We start from the raw sequence: 17,927 nt of genomic DNA, 5'->3' as shown, positions 1-17,927 counted from the left end.
GGATGAACTCACTTGATCGACTGCCACAGCCGGTTTAATTCCGGCTTATCAACGCGCTGGTAGGGTGTTTGCTCGACCAGCGTTTTTGTTGCTTCGACACGTGCCGCCGTTTGTGGGTGAGACCGGAGCATCGACGGAACCACATCGCCTTCGGTCGGCAAATGGGCCATTAGCCACGTCGTTCCCCGCGGGTCGATACCCGACCGGGCCAGTTCGGCGACTGCAAAAGCATCGGCCTCCGTTTCGTGCTGACGCGAGTAGGAGAGGGACAGGAGTTTATCGGCGTTGTCGATCAGTACCGCCGAAATCCCACCCACATCGCCGAACAACAGGGACACACTACCCCAGGTCAGTACGCTGCGGATCAGCTGCTGCAACGTATGCCGCTGCTCGATATGGGCGGCTTCGTGGGCCAGCAGCGCTGCCAGCTCTTCGTGGCGCTGCATCCGGTTGAGGATACCCGAGTACACCACAACCTGGCCCCCCGGTACGGCAAACGCGTTGATCTCCCTGTTCCGAACGACCGCAATCCGAACCGGAAACCGCGTCGGGATACCCGTTGTCCGCCAATACTGATTGATGGCTTCGGTGCGGGTGGAATCAACGGCAAAATCGTTGGTTCGGAACAGGTTCTCGCTCATGATCTTACCCAACGACACTTCCTGCTCAATCGGTACCAGCCGGGCCGCCCGGAGCGATAGGAAGGGGGGGGCATAAGCGTACAGCAGCCAGCCCGCTACGGCCAGACCCCCGCCCACAACGAGCAGCCACATAAAGACCCGGCTCATCATAAACGCGTACAAGCCAAACCCGGGGCGTACTGGTTTTGGTTGCAAAGCGCCCTGCTGCATGAATACCCCGTAAGTCGATGTCGGGATGTCGAGGTATTGATGCGGAAACGGCCCAAACTGCAGTCGGGTGTGTCCGGCCGGACTCCAGTCGGCCAGCCGGGTGGCGCTGACCGGCCAGTCGACCAGTCGCTCGGTTCCAGTTTCGTCGGTGTAGCGAATGGTGATGAGCTGGTCCGTACGCCGGACAAGGGCCGTATGCGCCTGCGATACCCGGCCGGCGTAGAGTCTTGCCTCAACGTCCATCAGGTCGTCTGTCCGAGTTTGACCGGTAAGCCCGTCCGCGTCGATTCGTAAATGGCGGAGAACAGTTCGACCACGCGCCGACCGTCTTCGCCGGTTACCAGCGAGGGGCGGTTGGTACGTATGGCGTCGCAGAAATCGGCGAGTTGCAGCGAAAAGAAGTACGTCGACGCGTCGACCTGTTTGAACGATTCCGTATCCTCCGTTTTGAACTGTTCCAGCAGGTTTTCTTCACCCGGTACGGTCCAGAGATCATTGATAGGCGGCTCCAGAATGGACGACATGCCGGCAATGAACATAGCTCCCCCGTCGGGCTGAACCCCCACCGTAGCGCCGTTTTCACCGTGGATATGCACTTTCCCATAAATACCCGGCTTCTGGCTGTTGCTGACCAGAATGTTACCCAGCGCGCCATTTTTGAACTTGACGATAGCCAGCGCGGTATCGTCTACCTCGATGTAAGGGTGGTTCAGATTGCGCCAGATGCCGTAGACCTCTTCGGCTTCACCCATGTACCATAGCAGTAAATCCAGTTGATGCGGAGCCTGATTAACCAGAACGCCACCGCCTTCGCCCGCCCAACTGCCGCGCCATGGATCGCTCTTGTAATACGCTTCATCCCGCCAGCCAAGCATCTGGACGGTGCCGAGAACAGGTTTACCGATCTTGCCCGTATCAATCGCTTCCCGAACCCGCAGCGAAGGCGCGTAGAACCGCCGTTGGCTGATTGTGCCGAGTTGACGTCCGTTACGTCGGGCGGCTTCCAGCATCGCATCGCAATCGGCCAGCGAGGAAGCCAGCGGCTTCTCCACCAGTACATGCGCACCCGCGTCAAAGGCCGCAACGGTCGGCTCGCGGTGGGCCGGGTGTGGCGTACAGACGATGCAGACGTCTACGTTCTCGCGGTCCACCATGTCGTAAATGTCGCTGTAAGCCCGGATGTTGTACTGATTGGCAAAGTCTTCTGCTTTCTGGTACGTCCGGCCGTAGACGGCGACGAGTTCGGTATCGGTCGTTTGCAGGACTGCTTTGGCGTGAAGGTGAGCAACTTTACCGGGGCCGATGAGGGCAACACGAAGCGAAGTAGGCATAGGAGTTTATGGTACGTATTCCAACGAAATGAGTTAATCGCGGGTCTTCTACTCAAAATCGCTCGAAAGTTATGAAACGTTGGTTTATCGGACTATGGATGATAGCCGTCGTGGTTAGTTGCCGACAACCGTCTGAACCGGCGTTGCCAAACGATTTGCTGTATCGTACCTGGCGACTGACGCAAATTGACAATACAGATGGCCGGACAGTAGCTGTATCAAACTCCGAATGGGCTATCGTTACATTTCGACCAAATGGGATGATACTCTACGGAGCGAACGGCCGGTATGCGGCCTGTTGCTCGCCGAATCGATTCAAACGCAAGGGTAACGTACTGGACTTCGTCGACGTAAAACCAATTCCGGTGCCGGAGGTTGATAATAGAGAGAAATGTACTTTGGTTGATTGTCGATGGCATGGAGACTCCTGGGAAATTGTAACATTAACTGAAGATAGCCTGGTACTGAAAACCCCTTATCTGGGTAACTACGTCTATAAACCTTACCCTTAAGATGAAACTATTTTACTTGTTATCAACCGTAGCTTTTCTGCTTTCGGCATGTCAGAAAGACCAGGCTGTCGGACCGGATAACTTACTGTATCAGCGCTGGAGTATTTACCAAACGAAGCGAATTGATGATAATGCCTGGATGATGTATAACGTAGATGCTTCCTATGACACAGAGTACCGCCCGGATGGCACACTGGTTTATCGTCGGAATGGACAGGTAATTAATCCATGCTGCTTCCCTAGCAAGTTTCTGAAGACAGATAATCTCTTACAATATTCGGAATGGACTCCTTGTAATTACGTCCTTTGTGCTCAGCCAAATAGCGCAACCATCACAAAGCTAAGCAACTCCCTGTTGGAGCTGAATGACGGAATACGTATTACGCAGTATCGGCCTATTCAGTAACAGTAAGAATCACTATCGCGTAGCCCGAAATAGCGCTGAAAGCATTATATTGTGCTGTTGTACCCTTTCTGTTTTATGAAATTTACCTCAGCTCACTCAGTACGCCTATTACAACTGCTATTTCTTTTTCCGTTGCTGAACGGTCTGACCTACGGGCAACGTAGCAGCGTCCCTGCCGATAACCGCGCGGCCATTCGCGAAGCCGACATCAAACGGGACCTGTTTGCCATTGCGGGCGATCACTTTCGGGGTCGCGAAGCCGGAACACTCGATGAGTTAAAAGCCTCGGTCTGGATCGCCGAACAAATGCGGGCGATGGGCATCGAACCCGCCGGTGACGACGGTACGTATTTCCAGTTCTTTCATATTCAGCGCACCCGCATTACCGAAACCAGCCGGCTCAGCATTGGCAATCATAATTTAACGCACGGTCAGGATGCGTTTATTCTGGCGCCGGCCATTGCCTCGGTCGATGCGCCGTTGGTGTTTGTTGGCCAGGGTACTCCCGAAGACCTGGCCAAAGTGGATATAAAAGGCAAAGCTGTGGCGCTGGAGTTTTCCGGAACGGCCCCGGCCGAGTTGAGCTATCGGCGCTTCCTGTTTGGCACCATGACGCGCCGGGCCAACGAGCTTATTAAAGCCGGTGCGCTGGCCGTACTCTGGGTGTCGAACAAAGATGCACAATTCTACTTCGAGCGGTGGACAACCGGACTGGAGCGGGGCCGCTATGACCTGCCCGGCGGACCGAATACACGGGTCTTTACGCAAGCACCCACCGTCTGGTTACCAGCCAGCGCGATGGACTGGATCAAACAACCCGGCCAGCAGTTTACCAACGTCGTCAACGTCGAAAGCTTTAATTATCCGTCGGTCAATATCGTCGGGAAAATTCCCGGTACGGACCCTACATTGAAAAACGAATACGTTCTGTTCAGTACGCACCAGGACCACGACGGCGTGCGACGAGCCGTGGCGGGCGATTCAATCTGGAACGGAGCCGATGACAACGGCACCGGTTGCGCAGCCGTGCTGGCCATTGGCCGGGCATTCGTGCAGAAACCGGCAAAACGGTCGGCGCTGATAGTTTTCCACGGGGCTGAGGAGCGCGGCCTGTTAGGGTCGCGCTATTATTCGGCCAAGCCAACGGTGCCCCGCGAATCGATTGTGGCCGTGCTTAATGGGGAGATGATGGGCCGCAACGCCCCCGACAGTGCCGCGCTGCTGGGGTCCCAGCCTCCGCACCTGAACTCGGTCGCGCTGGTTAACAGTGCGCTGGCGGCAAACCAGAGCCTGACCAAATTTAAACTCGATACCCTCTGGGATAAGGCCGAGCACCCGGAAGGCTGGTATTTTCGAAGCGATCACCTGCCCTACGCCCGGCTCAATATCCCGGCCATTTGTTTTACGTCGCTGCTGCACCCCGACTACCATACGCCGAAAGACGAGCCGGAACGAATCAACATCCAGAAGTTAACGAACATGACCCGCTGGATGTACCTGACCGGCTGGACCGTTGCCAACCGTCCCGACCGGCCTGATGTAGTGAGCGGTTTTAAGCTGGAGCGCTAAACGAAGTGCCCACGGCGCGTCCCTACGCTGTGGGCATTCGCTCATTCCCGCGGGTACAATTCTCCTTATGTACCGAGACCCATCGTCAATAAATGCGTCTAAAATTCGTGAACATACCCCCGTTCGGGCTGTTTACCATAAAAACCGCATACCGTTGATCAGTAATTGTATCCGGTTAACAACTAAGTTTCATCGTTGAATTGGTTTGGTCAGTGTTGTAAGGTGTTAATAGTCAATAGATTGTCTTCGTCGCTAGCTTCAGTCTCCAGTGTTGAGCCTCTTAGAGTAAACAAGTAGAAGTAGTCGACCAGTCACTTTTCCCTCAACACGAGAATCAGCTTTCTATATACCTAATGAAACCGTACGCCAGTTATAGCGCTGAGGAATTTGCGCTCGATGACCTGTTTGTACGTTGGGTGCAACACCCCGACGACGAAGAGGTTGTGGCGTTCTGGCAGGTATGGCTGGCTCAGCATCCTGAGTGCGCCGACACGGTTGATATAGCCCGTGAACTGATTCTGACAGGGAGCCAACCCACGTTGCCGTCGCTTACCTCCGACGAGGTCTCTTCCGTATGGGGGCGCATCCGCGAATCGCTGCAAACCATGGAGGATGTCCGGCCGCTTCAACCCGACGTACGCTCTTTTGTCGGGTGGTGGTATTTCTTCCGGACGGTTGCGGCTGCCATCGGGGTGGTGGTGTTCATCGGCTGGGCCTTATGGATGCAATATGGTAACGGATCGGCCATCCAGACCGTGCGGACTACGGATGGTCAGGCCCGTACGCTTAAATTGCCCGACGGCACCACCGTACGACTGCATGCCAACAGCCAGATCCGGTATGCCCGGCAGTGGTCCGACGAAACCCCCCATGCTGTGTGGCTCCAGGGAGAAGCTGATTTTTCGGTTATACACCGCAACGATACGTCATCGGCTCACCTGTTCCGCGTGCATACCAACGACCTGACGGCCGAATCGCTCGGGACCGATTTTCGGGTTACCCAAAATACGGATGGCACCCATGTGAAACTGTCGCAAGGCCGTTTGCGGCTTCTTTTAGGCGATCAGGTACATCCCGTCCCCCTACATCCCGGCCAGGCTATCTGGGTCAGCCGAACTGACGATAAACCCACTTTTAGCTCGCTCAAGTAATCTGTATCGATTGCATAACCAGGCAGGTCGTAGATTAACTTTATGGGTTTTGACCAAATTTTTTAAGTAAAAATCAAAGGCCCGTCACTTTTTATTGCACTCAGCGCAGATTTTACTGGTTTTTTACCCTTAATCCTTTCTATACCTATGTTTCTTACGTTTACTCCTTGCAGGGCAATCTGCAATGGTCATCTGCGGGTGGCACTGATTGCCCTCACACTGATTGGAGCGCCTGGTCTGGCCATTTCATCGGCGGGTGCGCCTACCCAAGCCGTTCAGGACCGCACAGTATCGGGCCGGGTTTTATCCGGCGAAGACAACACACCACTGCCTGGCGTAAACGTCGCCGTTAAAGGCTCAACCCGCGGAACAACAACCGATGCAAATGGTACGTACCGGATCAGCGTTCCGGACAACAACGCGGTGCTGGTGTTTTCGTCCGTCGGTTTTATCAGCCAGGAACTAACGATTGGTACCCGCGCAACGGTGGACATTACGCTGGCCGCCGATGATAAAACACTGAGCGAAGTCGTGGTCGTTGGTTACGGTACGCAGAAAAAAAGCCAGTTGACGGGCGCTATATCGTCGGTGGGCTCAAAAGAAATTGCCGAGCTACCTATTACGAACGCCCGACAGGCCCTTCAGGGTCGGGCTGCGGGGGTTGACGTGGTTCAAAACAGCAGCAAGCCAGGTGCCGGACCTACAGTCCGAATCAGAGGTCGCCGGTCAATAAATGCCAGTAACGATCCGCTGTACGTAGTGGACGGCATTCCACTCGCCGGCGGTATTGACGACATTAACCCGTATGATATTGCGTCAATGGAAGTGCTGAAAGACGCATCGGCCACGGCAATCTACGGGTCACGCGGCTCAAACGGGGTTGTCCTGATTACGACTAAACGCGGTAAGACCGGTAAAACGGTAGTGAGCTACGACGGCTACTACGGTTTGTCGGATCGATTGGGGCAGATCGACGTATTCAACGGACCCGAATTTGCCGAATACAAGCGTGAATCCCGCCGGGCGGTAGGTAACTATCCGGCCGGCCCTACCACGAATGAGGCCGATGTCAAGATTTTTGAACCGATCGAGCTGGATGGTATTGCCACCGGACGGTCTACCGACTACCAGTCTTTTCTGCTCCGGCAGGGTAATATTCAAAGCCACCAGGTTGGCATACAGGGGGGTAACGAAAAAACACAGTTTGCCATTTCGGGCAACTATTTCAAAGACGTCGGTATTGTCAAGAACCAGGACTTCACCCGCTACACCTTCCGCGTCAACATCGACCACCAGATCAGCAACAAGATCAAAGTAGGTATCTCTACGCTTGGTGTATATAGTCTGCGAAACGGCGAAAACTTCAACCCACTGGGCGGTGCCTACGCCGAGAACCCGCTGGGTAAGCCCTACGACGACAATGGTAACCTGATCTTCCTGCCTACGTCGGATGGGCTTCGGACGAACCCGATTGCCGAAATCATTCCGGGTGCTCAGGTGGACCTGACCAAGCGGATGCGGCTTTTCAACAGTATCTACGGTGAGTGGAACATCATCGACGGCCTGCGCTACCGCGTGAATTTTGGTCCTGACCTTACTAATCGCCGTGTCGGTCGTTTTGTGGGCAGTCAAACCAACGCTCGCCGGGGAGCCGACCCAACGGCCTTTTCGTTCAACGAGTATCAGTTCAACTGGACGCTCGAAAACATCCTGACGTACTCTAAAACGTTTAACCAGGTGCATAACCTGAATTTTACGGCCCTGCAATCCGTACAGAAGGATGATTACGAAACGAACGAGATCAGCGTAACGGGTGTACCGGCAGAAACCCAATTATTCTACAACCTGGGGCAGGCTTCACTGATTAACAGCGTAGGCAGCAACGTACGTCGATGGACTCTGAACTCGTACATGGGCCGGGTCAACTACGACTACAACAACAAGTATTTGTTAACGCTGACCGCCCGTTACGATGGTTCGTCACGGTTTGGTGAGAACACCAAATACGGTTTCTTCCCCTCAGCGGCTGTCGGCTGGAACATCAGCAATGAGTCGTTCATGAAAACGGTTACCTGGGTAGACAACCTGAAGCTGCGGGCCAGCTACGGTACGATCGGTAGTACGGCCATCGACCCGTATCAGACGCAGGCTCAGTTGGCTCGTACGGCCTACGCCTTCGGTACGGTGGGCGCATTCGGGTACCGTCCGTTCACGATCAGCAACCCCGACTTGAAGTGGGAAACTACCACGACCGGAAACATCGGTCTGGACTACAGCTTCTTCAAAGGACGGCTGGCCGGTTCGCTGGAATACTACCGCGCCGATACCCGCGACCTGCTGCTGTTCGACCAGTTGCCCTTGACGAGTGGCTTCGACCGGGTACTGCGTAACGTTGGTAAGACCCGTAACCAGGGTATCGAACTGACGTTATCTTCGGTGAACGTGGACGCCACCGGTGGTTTCCGCTGGACAACCGACCTCCAGTTTACCCGCAACCGCGAGTCGATTCTGGAACTGTTCAACGGTAAGGTAGACGACGTGGGTAACTCCCGCTTCATTGGCCAGCCGCTGACTGCTTATTTCGACTACAAGAAAATTGGCATCTGGCAGACTTCAGAAGCCGAAGAAGCTAAGCGGTACCAGAGTGTACCAGGCCAAATCAAGATTCAGGATACCAACGGCGATGGTAGGATTGATCCGTTCGACCGGGTAATTCTGGGCTCACAGGTGCCGAAGTGGAGCGCCGGTATCACCAACCGCTTTGAATACAAAGGGTTCGATCTGTCGTTCTTTGTGTTTGCCCGAATTGGCTACATGTTCCGGAGCTTGTTCCATCAGGACTTCCTGACGCTGGCCGGCCGGTATAACAGCCTGGACGTAGACTATTGGTCGCCCAACAACCCGACCAACGAATTCCCGCGGCCAAACCAGAACCAGGAATTCCCGCCGTTCCGCTCAACGCTGCTTTATTTTGATGGTACGTTCGTCAAAATCCGGAATATCAACTTCGGCTATAACGTACCGTCCAAGTTTACGCAGAAGCTTGGCGTTTCATCGCTGCGGGTGTTTGCGAGTATTCAGCAGCCGTTCATTTTCTCAGAATATCGCACGAAATACAAAGGGATCGACAGCGAAACCGACGGCGATGTCAACGCCGATCAGTCGCCGGCCGTTCGTCAGACTACCTTCGGTATTAACCTGAAATTCTAAACAGTCGGGCGGTAAACCAAGCCAGGTTCTATCGCGTCGATGACAAACATAAACTAACTATGAATCAACATAATTCACTCATTCGCTCAGTCACTCAGTCACTCTTGGTGATGGGCGCGTTGCTGCTCAGCACAACCGGTTGTAAGGACCTGCTGGAAGAAGTGCCGGTGTCGCAGGTAGGTAGCCAGTACGCCAGCACACCCTCTGGCTTTGAAGCCGTTGTTAAGGCTGCCTATTCGTCGCTGCGAGAATATTACGGCCGCGAAGACGCCATGACGCTGACGGTTTTTGGAACCGATACCTACACCATGGGAGCTGACGGCAGCTTCAAGTTTGTGAATCAGTATACATCACAGATTGACGGACGTCTGGCCCTAACCAACAACATCTGGAATGCGTTTTACAAAGGTATCAACACCATTAACGTAGCACTCGATGCAGCGGACGGGATCGGCGGACTTGATGCAACGATCAAGAAGCGCCGGGTAGCCGAACTGAAGTTCCTGCGGGCTCATCACTATTTTATTCTGGTGCAGATGTTTGGACCGGTGTCGCTTCTGACCAAGGGTAATCTGGTGCCGACCAAAGAGTTCACCAGAGCGCCGGTGAAGGACATTTATGCGCAGATCATCACGGATCTGGAATCGTCGCTGACCGACCTCGGAACACCGACCTCTGAGTACGGCCGGGTAACGAAAGGGGCCGCCGAACATCTGCTGGCTAAGGTCTACCTGACCAAAGGAACCGACAAAGATGCCGCTGCTGCCGACGACTTTAACAAAGCCGCTACGTATGCTCAGAACGTAATCAAAAATTACACGTACAAGCTGCTGCCTGATTTTTCGAGTGTTTTTGCGCAAGGGGGCGGAGAAATCAACGACGAGGTAATTTTTGCAACGCAGTACACGTCGGATCCGATTACGAACATTGGTTCGGGCTTTAACAGCACAACTACCAGTGGTGTAACGATCAACGGAAACCAGACGCACCTGTACTTTGGCATGGAATACGACGTGCAGGCCGGTATGCAGCGCGACGTACTGAATGGTCGTCCGTTCAAGCGGTTTATGCCGACTACCTACATGCTGAACACGGTGTTCGATCCGGCGAAACGGTCGATTGATTCGCGCTACAAGAAGACGTTCAAAGACACCTGGCTGAGCAATCGTCCCGGTACGTTCACCAATCTGTTCGATACGTCGAAAAAGTCGGTGACGTTTGCTTCGGGCGATACGACTATTTTCATTCCCGGCGTTGAATGGACCATGGAGCAGCGGGCTGCCAAAAAGTACCAGGTGCTCGTGCCGAGTCTGTACCGGCCTAACCTGTTCCCGGTTCTGCAAAAATTCCTGGATCCGCTCCGTCCTGACCGTACGTACGAAGCCGGTAGCCGCGACTTCATCATGTTCCGCCTGGCCGAAACGCACCTGATTGCGGCCGAAGCGCTCATCAAGCAGGGTAAAGCCGCCGAAGCCGTTCCGTTTATCAATGCCGTTCGGCGCCGGGCTGCCTGGCCGGGTAAGGAAAAGGACATGGAAATTACGGCCGCACAGGCAACGATGGAGTTTATTTATGAGGAACGTGAGCGGGAACTGGCGGGCGAGATGCACCGCTGGTTTGACCTCAAACGTTGGGGCATTCTGGTTGACCGGGTAAAGAAATACAACCCCGACGGCGCCCCGAACGTAAAAGAATTCCACAATCTGCGGCCGATTCCGCAGGATCAGATTGACCGGACTGCCGGAGGAACTCAATCGTATCCGCAAAATCCAGGTTACTAAATACGTGTTGGTCAGCATTTTTTAGCGCTATAGGTAAAAAATGCTGACCAACTGTCTTTATCCGGTAACGTGTCTGTAAACGGCGTATCAATCAGCCCGTTCAATAACAAACGTTAATTTTTTAGCCAGAACAGTATCATTTTACCGTGAAAAATAATAACTTTAACACGCAGTTATCGGCAACGTATTCGCCACTGACTATTCCCGAACCCTCTTCAGAAGAGACTGTAAGCAGAAGACAGTTTCTGACCGCGGCTGGCCTGTCGGCTCTGGCGTTTGGTGCCGGAGCTGACCTGCTGGCCGGTTCGCTTTCTTCACCACTGAAATCGGGAGTCCGCATCGCCTACTCGGCCATTACCTGGGGCGGCAACGATGCGAAAGCGATTGAAGACCTGGCTAGTCTGGGGTATCATGGCATTCAGTTGCGGGCCAACACCTTCGGCCCCTACCGCGGCAAGCCCTCCGAACTCAAAGCCCTGCTCGATCAGCATAAGCTCACATTAGCTATGTTTTCGAGTGGTAACGTAGAGATTGATCCCGCCAAGGAACAGAGCACCATCGACATGCACGTCGCTCACGCAAGTTTCGTGAAAGCGCTCGGTGGCACGGCCATTCAGTTGACCAACAGCGCCCGGCCTAAAGATCGGCTGCCAACTTCCGACGAACTGAAACGGCTGGCGGCCGTCATGAACGAAATTGGTAAGCAAACGGCCGCCATGGGCATTCAGGCTGCGTACCATAACCACATGAACCAATTAGGCGAAACGCCCGAAGAGGTTGATGTGATTGTGCAGGGTATGAATCCAAAGTACGTGAAGCTGCTGCTGGATATTGCCCACTACAAGCAGGGAGGAGGAGAGCCCGAAAAAGCGGTGAAGCAGTACAAAGACATGCTGTATGCTCTGCATCTGAAAGACACCATGAGTCCGCTGCCCGATAAGCCTGACAATCCGAAAGCATACAAGTTTGTTGAGCTGGGTCGAGGTAACGTGAACGTACCGGCCGTATTTAAGGCATTGAATGACATCAAGTTCAATGGCTGGGCTATCGTGGAGCTGGACGGCGTACCGGAACGGGATAAAACGGCCGCCCAATGCGCAGCCATCAACAAGGAGTACATCACAAAAACGCTCAATCACCCAATTTAACTGGATAGAATGATTGATTTGTTGAATGCCTGAATATATAATAGTTCGCAGTTGCGTAATTCAATCACTCAACAATTCAACAATTCAGTCATTCCACATATTCTGCCCATGAAAGGATTGATCCTGTCCGGACTGCTGCTGATGTTCGTAGCGGCCGAGAACCCGCAAATGCCCAATACGCTTACCGCCCGGGAAAAGAAAGAAGGCTGGAAGCTCTTGTTTGATGGCAAAACCACAAAAGGCTGGCGGGGCGCCTACAAAGAAAAATTTCCCGACAAAGGCTGGAACGTCGAGAATGGTACATTAACCATTCAGAAATCGGATGGGTCCGAATCGCAGAGCTTCGGCGACATCGTTACGGATGATGAGTACGGTAACTTCGATCTGATGTTCGATTTCAAACTCAGCGATGGTGCAAACAGCGGGTTGAAGTATTTTGTGGTAGAGCAGCAGCCAAAGCCCAAAGGATCAGCATTCGGGCTGGAGTATCAGGTACTCGATGACGCAAAACACCCCGACGCAAAAATGGGCCGCAATGGAAACCGCACGGTTGGTTCGCTCTACGACCTGATTCCGGCCAAAGATAAGCAGGTGAATCCTATTGGTGAGTGGAATACGGGCCGCGTACTGGTGCGTGGGAGTCACGTAGAACACTGGCTCAACGGTAAAAAAGTGGTGGAATACGAGCGGGGCAGCGAAGAGTTTCGGAAGCTGGTAGGTATGAGTAAGTATGCCGCTCCGTCGTACAATGCCAACGGACGTTTCGGCGAAGCGCCCAAAGGCCACATCCTGCTTCAGGATCATGGCGATCAGGTTTCGTTTCGTAACCTCAAAATAAAGACACTGGATACGAAGCAGTAAGCTTTTGAAGGTAACGCCTTTTCTAACCAACTAACGAAGTGAATCTAACTGTCTAAATCCTGTTCGCAGATGGATACCCGCAGAGAATTTATAAAAAAATCAGCGCTGGCCGGTCTCGGCATGAGCTTTTCCGCCGGCAGCTACGCCCGCATTCTGGGATCAAACGACCGCGTTCGGGTTGGTATTATTGGCTTTTCCGATCGCTTCCGGGCCTCGCTCGCACCGAGTTTCGCCAACCATAACAAAGAAATGAACTTCGCGTTCGTGGGCGTATCCGACATCTGGAACCGCCGTCGCGACGAAGCTGAGCAATATTTAAAAGGAAAAGGGCTGATCGACAGCAGTTTCTTCAAGGCTCGCAACAACGACGAACTGCTCGACCGAAAGGATGTTGACGCGGTTATCATCAGTACCGCGGACTTCCAGCACGCGCTGCACTGCGTAGATGCCGTCGAATCGGGCCGGGATGTCTACGTCGAAAAACCCTTCGCCGAATCGCTCGAAGATGCCCGCAAAGCGCTGAAGGCCGTTGAAAAGACGAAGAAGATTGTACAGGTTGGTTCGCAGCGACGTAGTGCACCAAACTATCACCAGGCAAATGATTTCATCCGTTCGGGTAAGTTCGGCGATATCTCCATGGTAGAAATGACCTGGAACGTTAACCAGCCCGGGCGCTGGCGTCGGCCGAAACTGGTAGCCGAAATCCGGAAAGAAGACACTGACTGGACCCGCTACCTGCTGAACCGCCCCAAAGTGGAGTGGGATCCGCGCAAGTACTTAGAGTATCGTCTGTTTTATCCGTACTCATCGGGTATTCCGGGCCAGTGGATGTCGCACCAGATCGATACCGTACACTGGTTCAGCGGACTAGAACACCCACGTAGCGTAGTGGCCAACGGGGGCGTGTACGTCTGGAAAGATGGCCGCGTGAATCCGGATACGTTCACCGCCGTGTTTGACTATGGCCCGGACAACGATAAAGCCAAAGGGTTTCAGGTACTGTATTCGTCGCGGATGCACAACGAAGCCGGCGGTACGAAAGAATATTACTACTCAAACGGCGGTATGATCAACCTCGATACGAACACGATCTCGCCCGAAGGTGGACTCAAGGCGAATGCTGCCAAAGAAATGGGGATGGAGGCCAACCTGTTGCCGGCTATGAAGCTGGGCGAAGCCGCCCGGGTAGAAACATCGGCCAATACCGGTGCTGACCCGATGACGTCGCTGCACATGCGCAACTGGATGGAGTGTGTTCGGAGCCGGAAGGAGCCCAACGCACCCGCCAAAGCAGGCTTTAACCACTCCATTGCCAACATCATGGCGACTATGGCGCTCCATACGGGCAAGCGCGTAACCTGGGATTCAACCAAGCAGGACGTAGTAGTCAGCTAATTGCATAACCTGTTTTAACCAACAAAGCCCCACCTGGCAGGTGGGGCTTTGTTGGTTAAAACAGGTTACTTCAGGCCAACGTCTTATTCTGCAAAAGAGCGGCCCCAATCTGACAGCTCAGGCATTTCTTAACCGTGCAGAACTCGTTGTACAGTTCGATGGCTGCCTGGGAGTCGAACGCTGTTCGGATTCCTAAACCCAGGGCGTCCCATTCGTCCATCAGGTGATTTTGTTCGGCGGGTAGCTGCTCCAGCAACGCAATGGCACGGTCTACGTAGGCCGACTGACCCCGGTGATGGGCATAGGCTGCCAGCAACGGTACTACTGTATTGATGATGATGTTTTCGGCGGAGGTTTGCCCGGGTACGGCTGCCGCTTTGTCGGTTGCTTTTCCGAACCGGTAGTGGGTCTGCCAGTAATCGGCGGGGGCGAGTTGCAGCGAACGAAGCAGCCCTGCTACGTTGTCGGTGCCGACAAAAAGCGAAAACAGGCTCGCATGGTACGTAACGATGCGCGCAAACTGCGCTACCCGGAGGGTCGGAAAATTAGCGGGCCGCAACCGGCCCCACTTCCATTCGTGAGCCTGCATTTGCTTGTCGGCCAGTCCGTATTTCGCGGCCAGAAAGCGGTATTCGCGCTGAAGCGACTGCGTGTAGGCATCCGGTTCTTCTACGTTGGCGAGCAGACCGGCCGTACCGAATAGCATGGCTTCCGCCTGGAGCAGCGTATCGCGGTGTTTCTGAAGGGCTTTCAGCGGTACGGCGCGACTCAGTTGCGCCATAGGGTCGGCATTCACTTTAAACCCAAAATTAGCCGCCAATAGCCGATACGCCGTTTCTTCCCAGTTTTGATCGGCCTGTTCAAACAACGTCCTGACACCGGCAGCTTTTCGTTCCAGCCGTTGCAGCATGGCCTTATCAAGCATGGCGGTCAGCCGGAGGGGTTGCACAGATCGGAACTGACCGGCGCAGGGAATAGCATCCGGTGAGTTACACAACTGATGATAGCGGGTCAACACGGCCGAGTCGGTACGTCGGCCAAGTTCCAGCGTTGGAAGGGGCGCGCCGTTGGCCCGGTCAACAACCGTATCGTTTTCCCAGACGATGTGCAGAATAACGTTGTCGTAGGCCCGGTCGTGCTGATGGCGGTGAGCCAGCCAATCCGACGTCCGGGAATGGGCCTCGACCGTGCCTATCCATTCAACGCCATTGATGAGTAAACGGGCATTAATGAAATCCGGACCGGCATTGTGATTGCGAAACCCCGGCTGTAAGACCTGTACCGTTTCGCCGGTGGTTGTGGTTAGATAGGTTCTGTCAAAGTATTGATATTGCCAGAGGAAATACAGAAACGCTTCGGGCACGGGGCAGCAAACGGTTTTTGGTGATCAGTGTACGGTTGGAGTTTTTCATGCCGCGAGTGCTGAAATATACGTTCCTTGTTGCAGAAGTGTACTGTCTGACCAAAAACTTTTACAAATACGACGCCATTTCCTGTTGCAATGCCTGCGCTTCAGCTCTTGCTTTTTCCGCAAAATCAGTGCCGCCAGACGCGTAGAGAATGCTACGTGAGGCATTGACCAGCAAACCGCCGTTGGGTGTCAGTCCCCGTTTGGATACGTCTGCGAGACTACCGCCCTGCGCACCCACCCCCGGAACGAGCAGAAAGTGATCCGGTGCCAGCTCCCGAATACGACTTAACTCGTCGGCCTGCGTCGCCCCGACAACAAACATAAGTTGGTCCGGGCCCGCCCAGGTTTTTGCGGTCTCGATCACAACCTCAAATAACTCCTGTTCGTTGATCGGCTGCCGCTGAAAATCGGCGCTACCCGGATTCGAGGTCAGGGCGAGCAGGATCACCCATTTACCGGCGTATTCCAGAAACGGCGTCACGGAATCGTGCCCCATGTAAGGCGCTACCGTCACCGAATCAAAGTCAAGCCCGGCTGCCGAGGGGTCAAAAAATGTGCGGGCATACAGGCCGGAGGTGTTGCCGATATCGCCCCGTTTGGCATCGGCAATTGTGAAACAGTTGGCGGGAATGTAGTCGAGGGTTTTTTGCAGGCTTTCCCACCCGCGTGGCCCCTGAGCTTCATAAAAAGCAATGTTAGGCTTGTAGGCGACGGCAAGATCGGCCGTAGCATCAATAATTTGTCGGTTAAAAGCGAAAACCGGATCGGGCTCGTTTTGCAGTGAGTGAGGGATTTTACGAGGGTCTGTGTCCAGCCCAACGCATAAATACGATTGTTTACTAAAAATTTGCTGTGTTAATTCGTTGTGTGTCATACGGCCCGGTTACACCCACATAATAAATAGAACCGGGTCAAAATTACGAACTAGTGGTTCGGTTTCATAAATTTGCGTACGGAGTCCAACTACAATTAACCAAACTACGGCATGCAAGTCCGGCAAACGGCTATTGAGGGCCTGATTGAATTGATTCCGCGAGTGTTTGAGGACGAGCGCGGCTACTTCTTTGAATCGTATAATAAACCGCTGTTCGCATCGCTGGGCTTACCAATGGATTTCGTGCAGGACAATCAGTCGTTCTCGGTGAAAGGCGTTCTGCGCGGTCTGCATCTTCAGAACGAGCCCTTTGCGCAGGGGAAATTAGTGCGTGTCATTACGGGGCAGGTGCTCGACATCGCCGTCGACCTTCGTGAAGACTCCCCAACCTTTGGGCAGTATGAGACGTTTCTGCTGGATGCGAAGCTGGCTAACATGGCGTATATTCCGGAAGGGTTCGCACATGGTTTCGTAGCGCTGGAAGACAGCATCTTCAGCTACAAGTGCACCAACGTATATAACAAGGCCGCTGAATCAGGGATTGTCTGGAACGATCCGGACCTGAATATCAACTGGGGCATCAAAGACCCCATCGTATCAGAAAAAGACCTGCAACTGAAGCCGTTGCGCGACGTATTCCCGCATCTGGTAATGTAAACATTCGACGTTCCAGGTTTCAGGTTGTTCCAAAGTGCTGTCAAAGTAAACCTGAAACCTGGAACGTTAACCAGTCCTCACTTCTCGTACATCTCCTCAATTACCTTTCGGCCAACTTTTCGGGCCGACAGCGGATTCTGGCCTGTTACCAGCCGCTCGTCAACTTCAATGTACGGCAGAAATGGAATTAAGCTTTTGCTGTAAAGCGCGTTTTTCTGCTTCAGAGCATCTTCCAGCAAAAACGGTACTTCTTCGTCAAGCCGCACCAGTTTTTCCTCCATGTTTGAAAAACCGGTAATCTGCCGATTGTCGATCAGTGGAGAGCCGTCGGATAGCTGAACGTTCAGCAACCCGCTGACGCCGTGGCAAACAGCCGCTACCATACCGCCGTTTTCGTAAATCTGCCGGGTGATCTCCTGGAGCTTCTGATTGTTCGGGAAATCCCACATCGTCCCGTGCCCACCCGTGAAGTAAATGATCTGGTAATCGGCGGGATTGACATCCTCCAGTTTAAGCGAATGCTCCAGCTTGTGGCGGAACGTAGGGTCGTTGTACCATTTTTCGTTGACGTTGTCGCGCCGGTCAAAGCTCTTTTCGTCAATGGGAATCGGCCCGCCGTTCGGACTCGCTATGTCATACGGAATAGTACGGTCGGCCAGTTCGTCGTAAAAATGAGTAGCCTCGCTTAACCACAGCCCCGTTTTGTGCGACTTAGTGGGGTAGTCGGTGTGGTTTGTACAGACAATGAGCGCTTTGTAGGTAGGGTCCAT

The 17,927-nt window shown here is 53.7% G+C and carries 14 protein-coding genes; 9 read left to right on the top strand and 5 right to left on the bottom strand.

The window, feature by feature from the left end; all coding sequences use genetic code 11:
- Positions 1-8 precede the first annotated feature (8 nt).
- Positions 9-1,094, bottom strand: a complete 1,086-nt coding sequence (locus DYU11_RS01205; protein WP_119665821.1) for a M48 family metallopeptidase — start codon at positions 1,092-1,094, stop codon at positions 9-11.
- On the bottom strand, positions 1,094-2,182 hold the full coding sequence (locus tag DYU11_RS01200) for a Gfo/Idh/MocA family protein (protein WP_119665820.1): 1,089 nt from the start codon (positions 2,180-2,182) through the stop codon (positions 1,094-1,096). Before DYU11_RS01200 ends, DYU11_RS01205 begins: the two co-directional genes overlap by 1 nt.
- A 71-nt stretch (positions 2,183-2,253) precedes the next feature.
- Here DYU11_RS01200 and DYU11_RS33125 point away from each other — a divergent pair, with 71 nt between their 5' ends.
- The 8 genes from DYU11_RS33125 (at position 2,254) to DYU11_RS01160 (ending at position 14,215) form a co-directional block, all read left to right on the top strand.
- A complete protein-coding gene (locus DYU11_RS33125) occupies positions 2,254-2,694 on the top strand; it encodes a hypothetical protein (RefSeq protein ID WP_158600198.1) in 441 nt (146 codons plus the stop codon).
- Positions 2,695-3,175: 481 nt separating this feature from the next.
- On the top strand, positions 3,176-4,669 hold the full coding sequence (locus DYU11_RS01190) for a M28 family peptidase (RefSeq protein WP_119665818.1): 1,494 nt from the start codon (positions 3,176-3,178) through the stop codon (positions 4,667-4,669).
- A gap of 353 nt (positions 4,670-5,022) precedes the next feature.
- Positions 5,023-5,820, top strand: a complete 798-nt coding sequence (locus DYU11_RS01185; RefSeq protein WP_119665817.1) for a FecR family protein — start codon at positions 5,023-5,025, stop codon at positions 5,818-5,820.
- A gap of 147 nt (positions 5,821-5,967) precedes the next feature.
- Positions 5,968-9,030, top strand: a complete 3,063-nt coding sequence (locus tag DYU11_RS01180; RefSeq protein ID WP_119665816.1) for a SusC/RagA family TonB-linked outer membrane protein — start codon at positions 5,968-5,970, stop codon at positions 9,028-9,030.
- Positions 9,031-9,089: 59 nt separating this feature from the next.
- Positions 9,090-10,811, top strand: coding sequence for a RagB/SusD family nutrient uptake outer membrane protein (locus DYU11_RS01175; RefSeq protein WP_119665815.1), 1,722 nt, complete (start codon positions 9,090-9,092; stop codon positions 10,809-10,811).
- Between the two features lie 260 nt (positions 10,812-11,071).
- On the top strand, positions 11,072-11,959 hold the full coding sequence (locus DYU11_RS01170) for a sugar phosphate isomerase/epimerase family protein (protein WP_199736678.1): 888 nt from the start codon (positions 11,072-11,074) through the stop codon (positions 11,957-11,959).
- Positions 11,960-12,067: 108 nt separating this feature from the next.
- Positions 12,068-12,820: a 3-keto-disaccharide hydrolase gene (locus DYU11_RS01165; protein ID WP_119665814.1), complete on the top strand. Its 753-nt coding sequence runs from the start codon at positions 12,068-12,070 to the stop codon at positions 12,818-12,820.
- Positions 12,821-12,889: 69 nt separating this feature from the next.
- Positions 12,890-14,215, top strand: coding sequence for a Gfo/Idh/MocA family protein (locus tag DYU11_RS01160; protein WP_119665813.1), 1,326 nt, complete (start codon positions 12,890-12,892; stop codon positions 14,213-14,215).
- A 70-nt stretch (positions 14,216-14,285) separates the two neighbouring features.
- Here DYU11_RS01160 and DYU11_RS01155 read toward each other — a convergent pair whose 3' ends face one another.
- The gene (locus tag DYU11_RS01155) at positions 14,286-15,578 is read right to left on the bottom strand and encodes a DUF2851 family protein (RefSeq protein WP_119665812.1); all 1,293 of its coding nucleotides are present in this window, start codon (positions 15,576-15,578) and stop codon (positions 14,286-14,288) included.
- A gap of 109 nt (positions 15,579-15,687) precedes the next feature.
- The gene (gene pyrF / locus DYU11_RS01150) at positions 15,688-16,500 is read right to left on the bottom strand and encodes an orotidine-5'-phosphate decarboxylase (protein ID WP_119665811.1); all 813 of its coding nucleotides are present in this window, start codon (positions 16,498-16,500) and stop codon (positions 15,688-15,690) included.
- Positions 16,501-16,611: 111 nt separating this feature from the next.
- Here pyrF and rfbC point away from each other — a divergent pair, with 111 nt between their 5' ends.
- A complete protein-coding gene (gene rfbC / locus DYU11_RS01145; RefSeq protein ID WP_119665810.1) occupies positions 16,612-17,157 on the top strand; it encodes a dTDP-4-dehydrorhamnose 3,5-epimerase in 546 nt (181 codons plus the stop codon).
- 77 nt (positions 17,158-17,234) lie between these two features.
- Here rfbC and DYU11_RS01140 read toward each other — a convergent pair whose 3' ends face one another.
- Positions 17,235-17,927 carry a type 1 glutamine amidotransferase domain-containing protein gene (locus DYU11_RS01140; RefSeq protein WP_119665809.1) on the bottom strand — a complete coding sequence of 231 codons (693 nt, stop codon included), beginning with the start codon at positions 17,925-17,927 and terminating at the stop codon, positions 17,235-17,237.

Origin of the sequence: Fibrisoma montanum, assembly GCF_003583365.1 — a bacterium.
In the GTDB taxonomy this organism is placed as follows: Bacteria; Bacteroidota; Bacteroidia; order Cytophagales; family Spirosomataceae; genus Fibrisoma; species Fibrisoma montanum.
This window is presented reverse-complemented; position numbering and strand designations above follow the sequence as displayed.